Genomic DNA, 17,888 nt, shown 5'->3' on the forward strand with positions numbered 1-17,888 from the left:
ACGTTTCCCTCCTAATGACGTACGGTATGGTGGTATTCAAGCCTTAAATCATCTATCTCCCTTAACTCCATCAATGGTTGGCTCCTCCCCCCATTGATGGAGATTTTTTTAGTCTTACTTTCAGCTTTGCTGAATTAGTAAGACTTATGCATGAGTAGCAGCTCAGGCGTTCCTCTTTATACTTTCAGCTATAGCTGAATTAGTAAGACTTATGCATGAGCAGTAGCTCAGGCGTTCCTCTTTATACTTTCAGCTTTGCTGAATTAGTAAGACTTATGCATGAACAAAACGTAATATAAAAAAGAAGCTGGTACATAATCAATGCGTACCAACCTCATTTCATATTGACAGTAGATGATGAACTAAAAATTTAAAGTCCCACTTCCCAACTTGTTGGGTTAGTGGGACTTATGCATGAGCAACAGCTCAGGTAATCCTTAAAACCACTTCCCAACTTGTTGGGTTAGTGGGGCTTATGCATGAGCAACAGCTCAGGTAATCCTTAATACCATCGTTGTCGGGTTAAACGACGACATCTGTTTAATAAAATTAGATATCGTCGCTCATTCCCTTAAAACTTGAAAAGAAGAGGTAACTCATGACTTCTTTTATTTAAGCATGAATTAAACTTGCTAATTTATGCGCTTTAATCTGTTAAACTATCTACGATAATCATTTCATCATAATTAATCGCTTCACGTAATTTTAGCGCAGTAACTTCACTAATTTCTTCATCTTCAGAAAGTTCATTCAAAACACGACGCTGTTCTCTAAGTGCACCCAATTTAATTTTAGTAATTGAAGTTTCACTTTTTGGATTAAAGAAATTAGAAGGCGTTAAGTTTTCTATTCTCATTAAATAACTATCACAAATCATACCAACTTCTAATTTATTTGCTTCAGTTGTTTCCTTACCTAAACGACTGACTACACGATAATGCACTGTTCTCATAACATTAGAAATTTCTCTCAAGTTTTCAATCACTGATAATGAGGAAGCTGCATTTGTTCTCACTTTTGTTTTAATTCTACTTTTTAAGACAAACGTTTTCACTTCAACTTTAATACGTTGAATGAGAGATGATTGTTTATAAACCTGAGTACGTTCCGCATAGCGCATATAGTTATCTAGGATATTTGTTGTTATATCGCCATTAGATACCAAACTATTCAACGTATTATTTTCAACATCAAAAGCAATTTTTTGTAATCGTTCTAACTCTTTAGTATTTTCATCTTCGTTCTCAACAGTTTTAAGAAATGCTAATTTGTCATGGTATTCTTTGATAACATTTCCATATAAATAACTTGATTCTTCAGAGGATAATTTATTTAAGTGTTCTATAACTTTTTCTAAAATATACACCCGTGCTTGTTTAAAGTTCATACCGTGTTGCTTTGGTTGAACCGCATTAGGTGTCACAATAGGTAATAAAACCTGTGCAATAATTAAACTCATAATGACCATACCGGATGCGATAAATAATAAGTCGTCTCTAAATACGAAAGAATGATGATCAGCCAACATATAAGGTAATGTCAAAGCAATCGCTAAAGATATTGTCCCGTGTACGCCACACAATGTCATAATAAAAGCATACATACCACGTTTTGGTGGTTTCTCTGTGACTTTCGTATTATCTTCATAATTCGTTAGTATTTTTTGGAATGGGCTAATTGGTAAATAAAAATAAGGATATAAAACAAACACCCATAAAAATCTAAATAAATAAATTGCTAAAGCAATTAAAACTGTGACTACAATTAGAAAAATAAAATTATGGGGTTCATTTTCTATAATTCTGCCAACAAGTTCTGGAACTAAAAATCCTAAAATGGAAAAAACAAAACCGTTTAATGCATAACCCAATATATTCCAAGTATGGTTATAACTCATTTGTAATCTAGTACGTGCCTGTGCAATACGGTCACGTTCAAACCCATGAACCAAGCCTGCTACTACAGCTGCAATAATGCCTGACGCATGAAACATTTCAGCAACGAGATATGTAATAAAAGGCGTCACAAGTTGTATAAACGTAAACATATTTATATTTTCTATACCTCTTCTAGAAAGTGATACTCTAAACCTAACAAGTGCCACGCCAATAATTAAACCTACAATAAATCCACCAATAGAAGATATTAAAAACTGTTCAACAGCATTCACCATTGAAAAGCCACCCGTAATCAATGCAGCTACAGCAATTTTAAAAGATATGATACCAGCAGCATCATTTAATAATGACTCACCCTCTAAAATTGTCATAGAGCCTTTAGGGAGTACTTTACCATTCGTAATTGCTTGAACAGCAACGGCATCAGTTGGACATAAGATTGCGGCTAGCGCAAACGCAGCAGCTAACGGTAACTCGGGCCAAATCCAATGCACAAATAAACCAACTACGATTACTGTGGTTACTACAAGACCTAATGCCATCATTAAAACAGGTTTGATATAACGTCTTAAATGTACACGAGAAACTTTTACACCTTCAACAAATAATAGCGGTGCTATCAGAGCAACCATAAATAATTCTGAATCAAAATGGAATTCGACGGGAACTGGGGTAATATACAGTAACATACCGAGTATAATTTGTATAAAAGCTAAAGGGATTTTAGGTAATAAAATATGAACTAAAGAACTTGCGATTACTACAGCTAAAAATATAAGTATTGTTTCAAATATTTGCATGGTTTCACCTCTTTTCAACATTTAAACTTTCATAATTGCTGAGGTTGAAACAAAAATACAATCGTTTTATTTATGAACATATTGTGTCTCAAACTCTTTCATATCTTTGTTTGTATGAACAATGATATTTGTCAGATATGTACTTTTTAACATTAACACAATTACAAATATATATAATTTTATCATTTTTTTAGCAGCCGCTAAAATGTATTGCACTTCAACAATGATAAAATTTTGTTATTCTACAAACACCACGATGCCAATCAAATAACATCATATATAGAAATAGCGGGTTGGAAATCAAACTTAACTTTGATTTCCAACCCGCTTAGTCAAATACATAATTTCCAAATAAGTTATTTTCAAGCAAATAAATAGATGCTTAAATAACTGATTTATTTAATTTAATACATATCCTGATCTTTTTCATTCATTTTACGTCTACGCTCTTCCCGTATTTGAGCACGCTTTTTCAATTGTTCAAATGTATCATTTTCTGAAGCGCTTAATAAGATACTTGTTTGTTTAGGTGCATCACTTTTCCTGTACATATAAGCGCCCGTTCGGTATGCCGCTCTTGATATCAAGTGTCCACCTACTGGAGATGTTAAATTGATAAATACCAATGCCAAAATCATCCGAACACTTAAATAACCTTGCGAAGAAATAAAATAAATGACAACACCTACAAGTGTTAACAATACTGATAATGTTGAACTTTTCGTAGAGGCATGACTTCTTAAAAAGACATCTTGGAACTTAATCAGACCGATCGCACTAATTAAAGCGATAATACTACCCGAAAACATCATAAAAGCTGCAATTAAATTAACGATTTCGCTTGTTATTTGCATTAAAGACATGCCCCCCTTCTATAAATCTTGAAATAGAAACGGTGCTTACAAACGAAATGATCGCAATCAATAAGATAGAATCTAAGAAAGAAAATGTACCAAAGACAACACTTAACACACCGACAGTTGACATTAATATAGCACTAGCAGTATCAAATGCAACCACCCTATCAGCTGTCGTCGGTCCTTTTACTAACCGAAACAACGTTAAGATAAGTGCTATCCCAAATAAAATAATTGAACTTGTAATAAAGAAATTTATCAGTGATTCGATCATTCTGCCACCTCCAATATGAGTCCTTCATATTGTCTTATACTTTTAAGCAGTTTCTGTTTTTCTTTTTCAGAGATATCAATTGCATGTATAAAAATCTTTTTTCTCTCTTTTGAAATTCTAATAACCGTTGAACCCGGTGTTATGATAATTAGAATAGTCAAAAATGAAACTTCCCAATCAGTTTCTAAAGTCGTTTCATACCTAACTAAACCAGGATTTAAGTCTTTCGTTTTAAATAAAATGTAGTTGATTGTTGTCATACTTGATGTAATTAACTGATATAAGTATACCGTTAAAAATTTAAATGCTACCCAAACCTTTTTCAAATAAAATTGTTGGCCAAAAAAACGATGTAGGATATAAATAACGACTAAACCAATAAGATAACCTGAGAAGAAGGTAGAAGCTTTAAATGATTCTTCATCTTGAAATAACACCCATAAAAATGCAATGACCATATTAAGTAAGACTTGTCTCATTATTTCTCCTCCTTCACTAAATGAGGATTGACCATTTTTTCATATAATCCATCATCCATGTTTAAATGGGTAGCATTGTCAGTTACTTTGAAAATCAGTGGAGCTGCCAGCCCCATACCAATAATTGCGGCTACAAGGATACCAATCAAACCTTTACGATATTTAGGAATTGGTTTGAAGTCTATATGTTCACCTTTATCAGCATTACCTAAATACATTGTGAAGAAAATTCTAAACAAGCTAAACATACCAATCAGGCTAGTTAAAATCATCAAAGTTAAGCCTATATAATTACCATTTTCAACAGCACCTTTAAAAATAAACACTTTTCCTGGGAAACCGCTAAATGGAGGAACACCGCCAATGGCCAAAATCATTACCACAAATGCCACACCGAAGAATGGTTCTCTTTTAGCTAAACCATATAAATTTTTATATTGTCGATAACCAGTAATATATACTAAGCTACCAATAATAAAGAATAGTAAAGTTTTCACAACAATGTCATTTGTAAGATAAAAAATAGCACCATTGACACCTGAAATTGTATTTGAACCTAGACCTAAAATAATAAAACCTATAGAAAGAATCACTTGATATGCCGCAATTTTTTTAATATCTCGATAAGCTAAGACACCAAATGCGCCAATCAACATCGTGATACAGGACAAGACAACCAATAGTGGATGTGTAATACCACTATAATCATCAAATAACAATGTGAAAAAACGAATCAAGGCATAAGCACCGACTTTTGTCATTAATGCCGCAAATAATGCTGCTAATTCAGTATTTAAAACAGCATATGCTTTTGGAAGCCACATGAATAATACAAGCGCAGCTTTTGCACCAAATGCAATTAAAAATACCATTGAAATAATTACTACTGAACTTTCACCCTGCATCTCAGTTAATCTTTGCGCTACTAAAGCAAAGTTTAAGGTGCCAGTAAGTTTATATAGTAAGCCGATACCTAATAATAATAACCAAGAACCTAAAATATTAAGTACAACGTAAATAATCGCTGCACGTAACTGTTCTACTGATTGTCCTAACGTAATTAACACAAACGACGCGAGCAACATTACTTCAAACATAACATATATATTAAATAAATCTGCAGTTAAAAATGAACCAATAACGCCTACTGTTAAAAACAGAATAAAACTCGGTAAGTAATAGCGAATTGCTCTTTTTTCTCTGCTACCAAAACCATACGCCATAATTAACGTAACGACAAAACTAGATGTCGTGACCATGAGTAAACTCAATGAGTCACCAACAAATTGAATACCATAAGGCGCTTTCCAACCACCAAAATCTAAAGCAATTGGCTTATGTTGCATAACATAAATCAACAACAATAAAGATATGATTGTCGTAATAGACATTGTGCCGATTGAAAAAATTCTTGATAATCTGCTATGTGTACGGATAAATACGAGTACAAGTGCACAAATTGCTGGAAGAAGTAATGGCAGAATTAACAAATTACTCATCATTATCGTCATCACCTCTTAACACATCAATTTCATCTTCTTTAGTTACTCGATACGTTCTATATACGAGTACAAGTAAAAATGCAGTCATAGCAAAACCTATCACAATAGCAGTCAATACAATAGCTTGCAATAACGGATCTACGAAGTTTTTACTCCCTTCACCAATAAGCGGTTCTACCATATTCTTACCATAGCGTCCCATGCTCATGATAATTAAATTTCCTGCGTGTGTATAAATTGAAATACCTATAACGATACGGATTAAATTGACTGATAATATCATATACGTTCCTATAAATATTAAAAAGCCAATCACCATTAACAATATCAAATTCATGAGCGACCACCACTTATGGATAGCATCACTGTTACAACAACGCCTACGACCGCTAATACAATACCCGCTTCAAAAAGTGTCACAGTCGTTAAATGTACTTCACCTAATATCGGCAATTGGACATATGCATCGGTTTGGTAAAGGAACGGTTTACCAAAAAACATTGGTATCACAGCAGTAGCAAATGATACTAATGAACCGATAATCATTAATATCCTAAAATCAAGTGGTAAGGCGACTAATACTTGTTTAACGTCGAAGGCCAAGAACATAAGTAAAAATGCAGAACTGAATACAAGTCCACCGATAAATCCACCACCAGGATTATTATGTCCTGCTAAAAATAAGTAGAACCCGAACGTTAACAATATAAATACAACAATTTTAGTAATTGTTCGTAAGACTACATCATTCTCTTTCATCTTGACCCCTCCGTTCTTTAAAGTTAAGTAATGTATAGATACCCAATCCAGCGATGATTAATACCATACCTTCAAATAAAGTATCCATAGCACGAAAATCACCAAGAATCGCATTTACAATATTTTTACCGCCTGCCAGTTTATATGCATCATGATAAAAAGTTGAAATCGTTGGCATCGTTTCACCCTGTTGTGCAATGAAGACAAGCGTGACTACAGTAACTGCCATCATCAATGAAACGATAATTTTAACAGCTTCTCGTTTCTTATGAACTTTTGAGCGTGGTACGTTTGGTAAGCGGGAAAAACTAACAATAAACAATATTGTAGTTATTGTTTCTACCACTAATTGTGTCAATGCTAAGTCTGGTGCTTTCATTAAAATGAAGAATATCGTTACACAATAACCAATAATACCGTTTAATATTACCATCGTTAAACGTTGACGAATAAACGTTAAAGCAATACCTAAAATAAAAACAACAATTAACGTGATGATTTCTAACGGCCCGAATTCACTGACATGTATCTGTTTAACGTCAGGAAAACCAGCTTGGATGATGCCATAAACAACAACTATAATAAAAACAGCTAACGTTAATATAATATAATGATTCAAACGGTTATTCATCAATGTACGAATACTGTACCCTGAATAATTTTCAAATTGCTTATATGAGTCTAAATAAACATCTGTTATAGATTTGACTCTAATTTTTTCAGATTGTTTTTTCCAATCAATTTTAAGCGCCGCTATAAAACCTACAACAATAACAATAAAACTTAACAATAGCGGTAAATTAAATCCGTGCCATTGTGAAATATGCGGTGCAACAGCATCTACTTTTTCTCCAATTGTGATACTTCGTAATGCCGGTAAAATAATATGATGTCCAAATAAATTTGGCACAAAAAACACTATCGGCAACAAAATCATCATAATTGCAGAAGGTAGCGTAAATAGAAATGGTTCATGAGGATTTTGTACTGGTGAATCATTATGTTTAATGTCTCCCCAAAAAACTTCCTTAATCATGTAAACTGCATAAATGAGCGTGAAAATACTAGCAACCACGCCTATTACTGCAATAATAATTGTTAAAATGATATTAAATTGTGGTAATTGATATGAACTTACTAAACCATCAAAAAACATTTCTTTACTTAAAAAGCCATTAAGAAATGGAATACCAGCCATAGATAAAGCTGAAAGTAACATAACTACATGCGTAATTGGCAGTACTTTTCTTAATCCAGATAATCGACGTATATCCCTTGTACCAGTTTCATGATCAATGATGCCGACGCCCATAAACAAGGCACCTTTGAATAATGCGTGATTCATTAAATGGAAAAGTCCAGCGAAGAGAATAAGGCTATATACTTTAGACAGTTCACCTGTCATATGTTGTGCAAAGCCACCACCGAGACCGACCATAGAAACAATCATACCTAGTTGACTGATTGTAGAATAAGCTAAAATACCTTTTAAATCATATTGTCGTGTAGCATTAACTGCCCCAAAAATCATCGTTATCAAACCAACAAAAGTAACACAATAAATATAAAAGTCACTTAGCCCTAAAACAGGTGTGAATCTAAATAGTAAAAATATACCTGCTTTTACCATTGTGGCAGAGTGTAGATAAGCACTCACGGGTGTCGGTGCTTCCATAGCTTTTGGCAACCAAATATGGAACGGGAATTGTGCTGATTTCGTAAATGCACCTAAAAGCAACAAGATAATAATCGGTATAAACAACTGACTATCCGCTATTTTATCACTTTGTGCGATTATCGATGTAATAGAATTTGTACCCGTAACAATATAAATCATGATAAAACCTGTTAATAGTGCAAGACCACCAAAAACTGTAATCATAAATGATTGGATAGCGCCAAATTGACTTGCACCTTTCCCGTACCAATAGGCAATGAGTAAGAAAGATGATACACTCGTCAATTCCCAAAATACATACATCAAAATTGTATTATTTGCTGTAACAATACCCAGCATGCTGAACATAAATAACAAGATATATATATAAAAACGTGGTAAATGATCATGTTCTTTTGATAAGTATTGTGTAGCATAATAAAATACTGCTAGACCAATGAGTGATATTAACAAACTAAAAAATAAACTTAATCCATCTAATCTAAAATCTATATTAATATCCAATAATGTAAGCCAAGGGATTTTAATTGCTACAAATTGCCCTTTCATTACTTGTGGCAATTGCCATAGAAAGTAAACAGAAGAAATGATCGGAGCTATTAAAGCGATTGGCCCAGCAAATTTATGAAAACTTCGTTTCGTCATTGTGAGCAAAAGTACCATCATAATTAAAACAATAGCACTCATTAAATAAACTAAACTCATCCTATACCCCCTTTAACTATAATTTACAAATTTAAAGCAATCGTTGTTTTGCTAGCTTTTGTAGAAATACCTATAAACTTCATCGTTTCAAAAGTTGTTTGATGTCCTAAGTACTTTTGAATAATCGATATTGAAATACCCGATTGATAAGCATGATATGCAAATGTTTTACGCAACGTCGTCAAACCAATATGTAACATCCCTAAATCTTCTGCAGCAAGATGAATAATGCGATAAGCTTGCTGTCGCGATAGACCTTTCAATGTCCTATTAGACTGAAATAATAACTCATCATTCTTCAATTGTTGTTGTGATATATATGTCATTAATTCATTTCTCAAAGTTTCTGGTAACCTAATTTGAATTTTAGGTGCATGCATCTCTACCCAATAGTGTTTGATATCATCGTCCTCTATTTTTACATCACTTACATTTAAATTTAATAATGAGGAAAGTTTCACACCAGTATGTATCGCAAACTTAAACAATAGATAATCACGCATGGATTTGGCTTTTAAAACCTCATACATCGCTTTTATCTCATTAGTATTCCTAATAGGATCTACTTGATTCATAAATTCACCTCTGAATTAATTAATGTTGCATATTTAATGATATATCATGTTTTTGTCACATGAAAGTATTTTGTCTAATTTTTTCAAATTTTTTTAACCTATTTAAAATTAAACAACGATATATATAGTGAAAGGAGGTTAGACAAATGAATCAAATCAGTCACTTAGCCGTCACTTTGTCGCGTCTAACATATGACAAAGATGGAAAAGCCACACAGTTTAAACGTCACTTCGCAAATCTGAATACGCAAGCAACAACGGATCAAATTAAAAGTTTTAAATCTATCATCGAACAAATCACTGGCGAAAAATTTGAAACAGTAGAAATCATCAAAACTGAAACAGTTAATTAAGGAGGTTAAACACTATGAGTCAAACGTTAGAACTTATATTCAATGATGCTGTTAACAAAGACATTAAATTACAATTACCCAAAATAGAGCATTTCATCAATGAAAGTACGGTTAAAGATGGAATGAATAAATTAATTGCTTTAGATATCTTACGCCCTAAGTCGGGAATCCCTACAACAGTACGAGCTGCACAAATCATAGATAAATCTACAAAATTAATTTTTGAAAACTAAATCAATTATTTTTGAAACATATACAATTTTCTAGTGAAGTAGAATAGTCACAAAAAGTTGATGTAAGCAAATTACACAAGCAATAGCAGCAGCCCTATGTACCTATACATGAGGCTGCTCGTTTGTTTTAAATAAAAAAAAGTGACAAAACAACGAATCAAATTGTATTCGCTGTTTGCCACATATACTATATTATCGATGATTACTTTTGTTTCTAAGCGGTCTTAGCCTAACAGTATCACCGAAAAAAATTTTACTTTTCCCTAATTTTTTACACATTGCGTACTGACCAAAAACTTCTGTCACTTGAGCAAGATTCTTATATGATTTTCTAGGATTTAATACTTCAATAAATTGTTCTTTTTGAATACCTTCATTACTTCCCGCACCTATAAAAAAAGTCTCTTCATCTAATAAGCGTATGATCGAAAGTTGTTTCAATGTAAATTGTCACCACTTCTATATATTTTTAAACCATCAAAAATTCATCTTACTAATTTTTATAGGTCTTGATGTTTAATTTCAATTTAATAATTTTCTTTTTATTATAACATCAACATAAGCATTTTATTATATTTCATTAATTGTGTACATTATTTTATACTTTTCTTCTCTTCGATAAATAGAAATGAGCATAGGAAAATCCACACCTTTCCTATATAATATAATTATCTTAGGAGAAAGCGTGATTTAATGATTTTTTTATATTTAGTGGGAATTGTAGCTGGGATGGTTGTTCCTTTTCAAACTTCGATTAATTCAAGATTAAGTCTTTATACGAAATCTTCATTCTATGCATCTACAATTTCGTTTGCTACTGGAACCATCTTTTTAATCTTAATCAATTTAGTTACCAATCCACATGTCTTTACTACTGACTTTTATACGAATCAGTCATTGAGTTACATATGGTTTGTCGGCGGTATATTAGGCGTTATTTTTCTTACAGGAAATTTATTATTGTTGCCAAGATTAGGGGCCTCTTTAACCGTCGTAATGACAGTTGCTGGTCAAATTATTATGGGCGTTACAATTGATACTTTTGGTTGGTTTGGCGCAGATGTTGAACCTTTTACTATTTTTAAAGTACTTGGCATTCTCTTTTTAATGCTCGGAATTATACTTATGAATTATGTGCGTAGCAACCCGAAAGATAAAAACATGAATACGCAAGTATACATTTGGTTAATTATCGGTTTCATATTTGGTTTTTGTCCACCAATACAGACCGCAATTAACAGCGCATTAGGTCAACAGTTACATTCATCGATTTTAGCATCTTTAATTTCATTTGCGATTGGTACCATAACATTATTCATTTTAACTTTGCTCTTTAATAGAACGCTTAAAATGACGGCGTACAATCAGCACAAAGGTAAATTAAAACCAATTTATTTCATTGGTGGTGTTCTTGGCGTGATTTTTGTCACTACTAATATTATATTGATGCCACATCTCGGTGCTGCCTTAACAACAATTATTGTGATGTTAGGTCAAATGTTAATGGGCATAATTATTGATCACTTTGGATTATTAGGCACATATGTGAATAAAATTACGAAACGAAAAGTCGTTGGAATCATCGCCATGATGATTGGCATAGTACTTTTAAGATTATTTTAAGTCATAACAGCTTAAGATGAAGGATAGTAGTTAATTTAGTTTAAAATGATTATGTCGTGCCACCTGCAATAATAGCAATGGTTCGGTGAACTTAATAATGAGAGGCTAAAACAATTAATTTGTTGTAGCCTCTTTTTTCTGTGGCGCAATCATTATAAACGCAGTATAATCAGTACAATAATACATCTAGAGGTGACCAATCTTTGAAACGTATCTTTATCATATTAGCCACATTATTAACCCTTTTTAGCACAATCGCCCTGTCCCTGTGGTTTTATTTAAAATCACAAAGTAATAACTTTGAAAAACAAATTGAAACAATAAAAGTGACTTATAAAAAATCACCACTTCTTATCGGAAGACAAGAACCTTATCAGTTAGTATCAATCAATTATAATCCTTCTCAAGGCGCTATCCACGACTGGTTCGTAAAAACCGAATCAAAAGTAGCACAAAACCAACCACTTTTTGAGTATTATAACCCTCACATTGAACAACTCATTACACAAAAACAAAAACTATTAGCTCAACTCACTAAGACGAGTAAACCTACTTCAACAGAACTTATTAACTTAAAAACTGAAATTTCCCACTTACAATCTAAATTGCGCACTACAATTTTTTCACCGATTTCTGGCACTATTATTATAAATCCATCGCGTATGTTTTCACAAAATCTTTCCTTTATTCAAATCTATGATCCTAAGCCTGTCATAAGAGCAGAAATTTCTGAGACAGAAAAAAATGTCTTACATATCAAAGACAAAGTGAAGATAACGAATGATCTTACAAATAATAGTTTTGGTACGATTACACATATTGCTAAACTTCCAATCAATCAAACAAATTTATCTAAACCATCTAAATATTTGCTTGAAATTTCACCAAATTCTGATTACTTTTTTGGTAAACATGTAAAAATCGAAAAACCAACTACACAGATAGAAATACCAAGTACTGCAATAGGTAATGGACAATTTGTTTATTTACTAAGTAATAAAAAATTTATTAAAAGAGTTATTAAATCAGAAAAATCGGGTAATAAAAAAACTATGCTTATTATTGAAGGTTTAAAACCTGGAGATATCATAGCTAAAAATGTTGATACTGTGCGGCCCAAAAATTAGATGTACACAGTATAAACACATTAAATCTTTAAAATATAATTTGTTTTTTACAGTTTTTATCAAATAGTGGTAAATTGTAAATGTATAGCAATTATTATAATTAAATGATTGGTATTTAAATAATTGAATTAATAAATTTAAACATTACCGTACCGTTTAATCAGTTTTTTGTTTACTTGCTATTTTAATTTAGTTATAATAAACTAAATAATGCTAGTTTTAATATATTTTACCCAAATATATTAGAGCTGTAAATTATGACAAAAACTTTGTATTCAACTTTGAATTAAGACAAATTATTATACAAAAACATTTTTAATATGTATATTAGATTGGGCATATAAATTAGGGAGGAATTAAGAATGGCTATCACCAAAATTAACGATTGTTTTGAACTATTAGCAATGGTAACGTACGCTGATAAATTAAAAAGTATTATCAAAAAAGAGTTTTCAGTAAGTTTCGAAGAATTCGCTGTATTAACATATATTAGTGAACACGAAAGTGAAGAATATTATCTAAAAGATATTATTAACCACTTAAATTATAAACAACCTCAAGTTGTTAAAGCAGTTAAAAATTTATCTCAAGAAGATTATTTTGATAAGAAACGTAATGAACATGATGAAAGAACAGTTTTAATATTAGTTGATTCTAAACAACGCAAAAAAATCAATGAATTATTATCACGTGTTAATAAGCGTATTCAAGAAGCAAATGACGAAAAAGAAGTATAACTAACTTTAGCTTCCCACATATCATACCTATCAACACCAAAAACCACTTCACTGAACGAATTCAGTGAAGTGGTTTTATATATGTTTTGAAAAATTTTTAATGTTTCACCCTACCTGATTTGTGCACTTTTATGTTATTGAATGTATTAGACTTTTTAACGCTAAATATTTATCGTTTGAAATCAAAAAATAAACATCGCATTGCTTCATCAATATCAGCGTTCTGAATATTCATTTGTTTTTACAAACGCTAAAAATACCTCTAGAAAGTGAATGGGTTCTTCTATATGAGGTGCATGTCCTGACTGGTTAAATTCAACCATTTCTAAATTGTGAAACACTTGATCGTATTTGCGTTTCATTTCTTGAGTGATCAATGGATCATAAATTCCATTTACAATTAATGTGGGAATATTGGTTTGTTCAAGTACAATATTTTGATTGAATACAGGGAATTCCATTAATGCTCTTGTTGCTACTGCACTTTCTTCAGCTGACTGTCTATTATATATTAACTGGGACTGAAACCATTTTTTAGCTTTTTCTTGATCTTTATACATATAAGGTAATAATAAGATTAAAGATTCAGATTTATCAAAGCCTTCTATTTCATCTTCATGTTCAATCATTAATTTATTTAACTCTAATACACTATCAATAAGATTACATGCAATTAACGTTAATGATTCAACCTTGGATTCATATTTATCGACAAAATGTTTAGCAATCAGTCCACCCATATCATGACCTACTAAATGGGCTTTTTCAATATTTAGCTGTTTCATTAATAATTTCAAATCTTCTACGTGGTCTTTTAAATGATATGCATTCGATTTTGATGATTTACCATGTCCTCTAACATCATAAGTAATAACATCATAATTTTCTTTTAATTCATCTTTCAAAGTACATAGGGAAGCTAGATTACCATCTAAACCATGAATTAAAATTACAGGAAAGCCTAGACCCTCACGGATGTATGCCAATTCAGTGTTACAACTAATCTGTACTTTTTCCATTGTGGGCCACCTCCTTATATGATTTATATACCCTCGTTTTATAACGCATATGCTCAATTTCAAATATTTAACGGCAATCTTTAGCTTCACTCTGACCTTATAATCTCGCCTTTTAAAACTAAAAAATACTCAACTCACAATTAATGTTTTTGACACATTAAATGCAAGTTGAGTATATACAACTGATTACACAATAATATCAGAAACCCATAAAGTAACTTTAATTTCTGGAAGATATTCTAATTGTGTAATAAATGATAACAATTAATAACAATACCCAAATGACAATAGACGCAATTTGTGTAATCACAGGATTACTAATCATCGCATCTATTGTTTTTTGACAAAACAACAACCCAATACCAGTAAACTCTAATCTTTTAAAATAGATGCCAGAAATACTAAATATGATACCTACAAAAAAGATAAATTGATGTGCATATAATGATACAGCGACAATGCCTAAATTAAACCCAAAAGCGTGTGCAAATACTAAGATAAGCGCTGCTGCTGCAACACTCAGCCCTATCACTCTTTCAAATTTATTACTATAGAGATAATTTTTCCAATCAATTCTCAAATAAATGAAGATTGAAATCGGTAAAATAATTAAACAATAAAAAATTGATAATCCAGTCGCTGCTTGGAACGGTACATACTGTTTATCATATAGATAGGATAATAAAATAAAATTGATAATAAAAAATACAATTGGGTTTAATTGTAAAGTAAATAAATTGCGTTGAATCGTTAAAATTATTTCAGCTGGTGATTTCTTTCTGTATTCGATATAATCCAAATCTTGTGCTTCTGATTTCTTTAACTCTTTTTTTAATTTTCCTTTAATATCATCGATAAGATTGGGAGAAAGACCTTTATGAGTGAAATAATCATTGATATTTTCTATTAATACTTTGTCATTAACTCTCATGATAGGCTCCTTTTTGTTAAATAAGTGCTTTATTCATTAATAAAATTAGACTTTCGCTTATTGTAACAATAAAATAACCGACAAGTATATAGCTTTAAACTTGTCGGTTTTGATTCATTTTAATAATTACAAGTGAAGATTATTTACTAATATCAATGCGATAAAGTTTAATATTTTTATCATTAGGTGATGGCGAACTAAATTGATAAGATACTTGATTATCTTGAACATATCCAAAGTTGCCTGTTACTTTATTATAATGTTCACGTGCAACTGCTTGGTTGCTTACAGCATTTTTCACTTCTTTATATGATGGTCCATTTGTATCGTTGTAACTCATTGATACACGTGTGATTTTACCATTATTTTTCTTACCATCTGCAGTTACCACTAGCACACCATTATCTTTTTTAAATTCATAATAATGTTCTGTGCCATCAGGTTTATATGAATAAATTGGTTTTTTATTATTTTTTAATACTGATTGAATAGAACTTCCTAATTTCGCACCTTCTAATGATCGATCTCCATGTTGCAATTCATTAACACTTTGGATAGAGTTCCCTGATGCTGCTTCAACATTTCCTGCCGAAATACCAGAAAATGCCAAACCTGTAACTAAAACTGCTGCACATAATTTTTTCATAAGCACTCTCTCCTTTATATTTAACTTACCTTCATTGTGCTTATTCACATTGTACTATAAATATTACTAAAATAACAGTAATGTTACAAAAAGATTACAAAACAGTGTATTGCTGTAATCTTTTCTAGGCATCTATCAAAGCTGAATAATTTAAGATGCTAATTGAAGATGTTGTTCTATAAACTTTCTTACTTCATTGATAAATTTATCTTTTTCTTCTACGAATGGATATAATCCTGATTCTTCAAAAATTTCAAATTGGGTATTTCCGATATAATCCGCAACTTCTTTTGCTTCGAATACTGTAGTTCTTTCTCCATGCTGTCCAACAATAATTAATGTAGGTAAATCTAAAGCTTTTAAATAATGCATGACATTATTGTCAATAAATGATTGTTTTACCGCTTCTATTTCTGCTTTCGTAGACATGTTGTTCGTATTTTCAATTTGCTTTAAGAATTTTTTAGCTTTTCTTTTGGAATAATATAATTGTTTATCAAGGAATTTTTGTTGTGTCTCATCATCCCAATTTCTAATTTTATCTGAATACTTTCTATATAATCGCTCTTCAGGCGTGATGTCATTCAATAGTGTAGGATTCACCATCGTTAATGATGACACTAATTCTGGGTATTGTGTAGCAAATAATGCGGCAATAGAACCACCTAATTCGTGAGCTATGATAGAGCATTCATTAATATATAAATAATCTAATAATTCCTTAATATCTTTCGCATATGTTCTAAAATTGATGTCATTCGGTTTGTCAGAATAGCCATGCCCTCTTAGATCAATGAGCACTACCTGATATGCTTTATTAAATTTAGTTTCTAAATCATTAAATACTGAAAAGTTATCAAAAGCAGTATGAATCATGACTATTGCTTTACCTTCACCACTCGTCTTGTAATTTAAAGCAACACCATCACTTGTTGTAAATAGGTTCATCATTTATCTCCCTTTCTTATTAATTGATAAAATGGAAAGTAATTCTTCCGTAGTTTTAATCGTAAAATCTACTTCTTCTGGTAAAGGTGTTAGATCATTTTCATTATCTTCATTAAACCAAACACTAATCATACCCATGGCCCTTGCAGGTGCTACATCATTGAGTGGATCATCACCAACATATATTGTTTCTTCAGGTTTGGTACCTAATTGCGACAACATATCTTCAAAAATTTTAGGATGGGGCTTGCGGTAACCTACAGTTTCAGATGTAGATAAATAATTGATACTATCTTCGATACCTAAAGCGTGCAGACGAAATTGTTTGATTTTTGACTTACCATTTGCAATCACACCAGTCAAATAACCATTCTCTGTTAATTTTTCTAAAGTATACTGTGTATCATAATATGGAAATACATATCTGTAAAAATGCATTTCAAAATCACTAAACAAATCTTTCCAAGTTAGTCGATCTACATGAAAATCTTTAATGAGCGCCTTATATAATTCAGGTTTATCGTGATCTTCATCATCATCTAGTGCTATAAATTTACGTTTGAAGTCTTCCAATTGTATGCGTACAAAATAGTCATGAAACCTTTCAAACTGCTCTTCTATAAATTTTTCTCGAGATTTCTTTCTGTCTAATAATGTCCCTTCTAAATCAAATACAATCGCTTTTACCTGAGTTAAATCCATAATCATAACCTCTTCAATCTTAGGTTTACCTTTTACTTAACC

The 17,888-nt window shown here is 31.5% G+C and carries 20 protein-coding genes; 5 read left to right on the forward strand and 15 right to left on the reverse strand.

Annotated features, from left to right (window positions below; translation table 11 throughout):
• Positions 1-646: 646 nt before the first annotated feature.
• From KA814_RS03700 to KA814_RS03740, 9 genes are all read right to left on the reverse strand, one after another.
• The gene (locus tag KA814_RS03700) at positions 647-2,698 is read right to left on the reverse strand and encodes a cation:proton antiporter (protein WP_046207311.1); all 2,052 of its coding nucleotides are present in this window, start codon (positions 2,696-2,698) and stop codon (positions 647-649) included.
• Between the two features lie 404 nt (positions 2,699-3,102).
• Positions 3,103-3,552, reverse strand: coding sequence for a Na+/H+ antiporter subunit G (locus KA814_RS03705; RefSeq protein ID WP_064209571.1), 450 nt, complete (start codon positions 3,550-3,552; stop codon positions 3,103-3,105).
• A complete protein-coding gene (gene mnhF2, locus KA814_RS03710) occupies positions 3,527-3,829 on the reverse strand; it encodes a Na+/H+ antiporter Mnh2 subunit F (protein ID WP_046207309.1) in 303 nt (100 codons plus the stop codon). Before mnhF2 ends, KA814_RS03705 begins: the two co-directional genes overlap by 26 nt.
• Positions 3,826-4,308 (reverse strand): Na+/H+ antiporter Mnh2 subunit E, encoded by a 483-nt coding sequence (gene mnhE2 / locus KA814_RS03715; protein WP_040029960.1) that lies wholly within the window; start codon positions 4,306-4,308, stop codon positions 3,826-3,828. Before mnhE2 ends, mnhF2 begins: the two co-directional genes overlap by 4 nt.
• A complete protein-coding gene (gene mnhD2 / locus KA814_RS03720; RefSeq protein WP_046207308.1) occupies positions 4,308-5,810 on the reverse strand; it encodes a Na+/H+ antiporter Mnh2 subunit D in 1,503 nt (500 codons plus the stop codon). The genes mnhE2 and mnhD2 overlap by 1 nt, the downstream gene beginning before the upstream one ends.
• The gene (gene mnhC2 / locus KA814_RS03725) at positions 5,800-6,147 is read right to left on the reverse strand and encodes a Na+/H+ antiporter Mnh2 subunit C (protein WP_019468411.1); all 348 of its coding nucleotides are present in this window, start codon (positions 6,145-6,147) and stop codon (positions 5,800-5,802) included. Before mnhC2 ends, mnhD2 begins: the two co-directional genes overlap by 11 nt.
• Positions 6,144-6,569: a Na+/H+ antiporter Mnh2 subunit B gene (gene mnhB2, locus KA814_RS03730; protein WP_019468412.1), complete on the reverse strand. Its 426-nt coding sequence runs from the start codon at positions 6,567-6,569 to the stop codon at positions 6,144-6,146. Before mnhB2 ends, mnhC2 begins: the two co-directional genes overlap by 4 nt.
• Positions 6,556-8,952: a DUF4040 family protein gene (locus tag KA814_RS03735; protein WP_064209572.1), complete on the reverse strand. Its 2,397-nt coding sequence runs from the start codon at positions 8,950-8,952 to the stop codon at positions 6,556-6,558. Before KA814_RS03735 ends, mnhB2 begins: the two co-directional genes overlap by 14 nt.
• A gap of 23 nt (positions 8,953-8,975) precedes the next feature.
• Positions 8,976-9,527 carry a tyrosine-type recombinase/integrase gene (locus tag KA814_RS03740; protein WP_064209573.1) on the reverse strand — a complete coding sequence of 184 codons (552 nt, stop codon included), beginning with the start codon at positions 9,525-9,527 and terminating at the stop codon, positions 8,976-8,978.
• Between the two features lie 146 nt (positions 9,528-9,673).
• On the opposite strand from KA814_RS03740, the gene sroA reads away from it, so the two are divergent.
• Both sroA and KA814_RS03750 read left to right on the forward strand, forming a co-directional pair.
• Positions 9,674-9,880, forward strand: a complete 207-nt coding sequence (gene sroA, locus KA814_RS03745; protein WP_064209574.1) for a sigS mRNA-stabilizing protein SroA — start codon at positions 9,674-9,676, stop codon at positions 9,878-9,880.
• A 14-nt stretch (positions 9,881-9,894) separates the two neighbouring features.
• Complete coding sequence (locus KA814_RS03750) at positions 9,895-10,113, forward strand: DUF2922 domain-containing protein (protein WP_046207304.1); 219 nt, start codon at positions 9,895-9,897, stop codon at positions 10,111-10,113.
• A 192-nt stretch (positions 10,114-10,305) separates the two neighbouring features.
• Here the strand turns inward: KA814_RS03750 and KA814_RS03755 are convergent, their stop codons facing one another.
• Complete coding sequence (locus KA814_RS03755; protein WP_046207303.1) at positions 10,306-10,554, reverse strand: hypothetical protein; 249 nt, start codon at positions 10,552-10,554, stop codon at positions 10,306-10,308.
• Between the two features lie 252 nt (positions 10,555-10,806).
• Here KA814_RS03755 and KA814_RS03760 point away from each other — a divergent pair, with 252 nt between their 5' ends.
• The 3 genes from KA814_RS03760 to sarA all read left to right on the forward strand — a co-directional run bounded on the left by KA814_RS03760 (position 10,807) and on the right by sarA (position 13,600).
• Positions 10,807-11,736: a DMT family transporter gene (locus KA814_RS03760; protein ID WP_064209575.1), complete on the forward strand. Its 930-nt coding sequence runs from the start codon at positions 10,807-10,809 to the stop codon at positions 11,734-11,736.
• Between the two features lie 203 nt (positions 11,737-11,939).
• Positions 11,940-12,863 (forward strand): efflux RND transporter periplasmic adaptor subunit, encoded by a 924-nt coding sequence (locus tag KA814_RS03765; protein ID WP_064209576.1) that lies wholly within the window; start codon positions 11,940-11,942, stop codon positions 12,861-12,863.
• Between the two features lie 362 nt (positions 12,864-13,225).
• Positions 13,226-13,600 (forward strand): global transcriptional regulator SarA, encoded by a 375-nt coding sequence (gene sarA / locus KA814_RS03770; RefSeq protein WP_019468421.1) that lies wholly within the window; start codon positions 13,226-13,228, stop codon positions 13,598-13,600.
• Positions 13,601-13,815: 215 nt separating this feature from the next.
• On the opposite strand, the gene KA814_RS03775 is transcribed toward sarA, so the two are convergent.
• The 5 genes from KA814_RS03775 to KA814_RS03795 all read right to left on the reverse strand — a co-directional run bounded on the left by KA814_RS03775 (position 13,816) and on the right by KA814_RS03795 (position 17,846).
• Positions 13,816-14,619: an alpha/beta fold hydrolase gene (locus tag KA814_RS03775; protein WP_046207300.1), complete on the reverse strand. Its 804-nt coding sequence runs from the start codon at positions 14,617-14,619 to the stop codon at positions 13,816-13,818.
• Positions 14,620-14,839: 220 nt separating this feature from the next.
• Positions 14,840-15,550 (reverse strand): hypothetical protein, encoded by a 711-nt coding sequence (locus tag KA814_RS03780; RefSeq protein ID WP_046207299.1) that lies wholly within the window; start codon positions 15,548-15,550, stop codon positions 14,840-14,842.
• Between the two features lie 139 nt (positions 15,551-15,689).
• Positions 15,690-16,196 carry an SA0570 family protein gene (locus KA814_RS03785; protein ID WP_046207298.1) on the reverse strand — a complete coding sequence of 169 codons (507 nt, stop codon included), beginning with the start codon at positions 16,194-16,196 and terminating at the stop codon, positions 15,690-15,692.
• A 150-nt stretch (positions 16,197-16,346) separates the two neighbouring features.
• Positions 16,347-17,144: an alpha/beta fold hydrolase gene (locus KA814_RS03790; RefSeq protein ID WP_064209577.1), complete on the reverse strand. Its 798-nt coding sequence runs from the start codon at positions 17,142-17,144 to the stop codon at positions 16,347-16,349.
• Positions 17,145-17,147: 3 nt separating this feature from the next.
• On the reverse strand, positions 17,148-17,846 hold the full coding sequence (locus tag KA814_RS03795) for an HAD family hydrolase (RefSeq protein ID WP_046207296.1): 699 nt from the start codon (positions 17,844-17,846) through the stop codon (positions 17,148-17,150).
• Positions 17,847-17,888 lie beyond the last annotated feature (42 nt).

The organism is Staphylococcus sp. GDY8P196P (assembly GCF_017891705.1).
Taxonomy (GTDB): Bacteria; Bacillota; Bacilli; order Staphylococcales; family Staphylococcaceae; genus Staphylococcus; species Staphylococcus ureilyticus.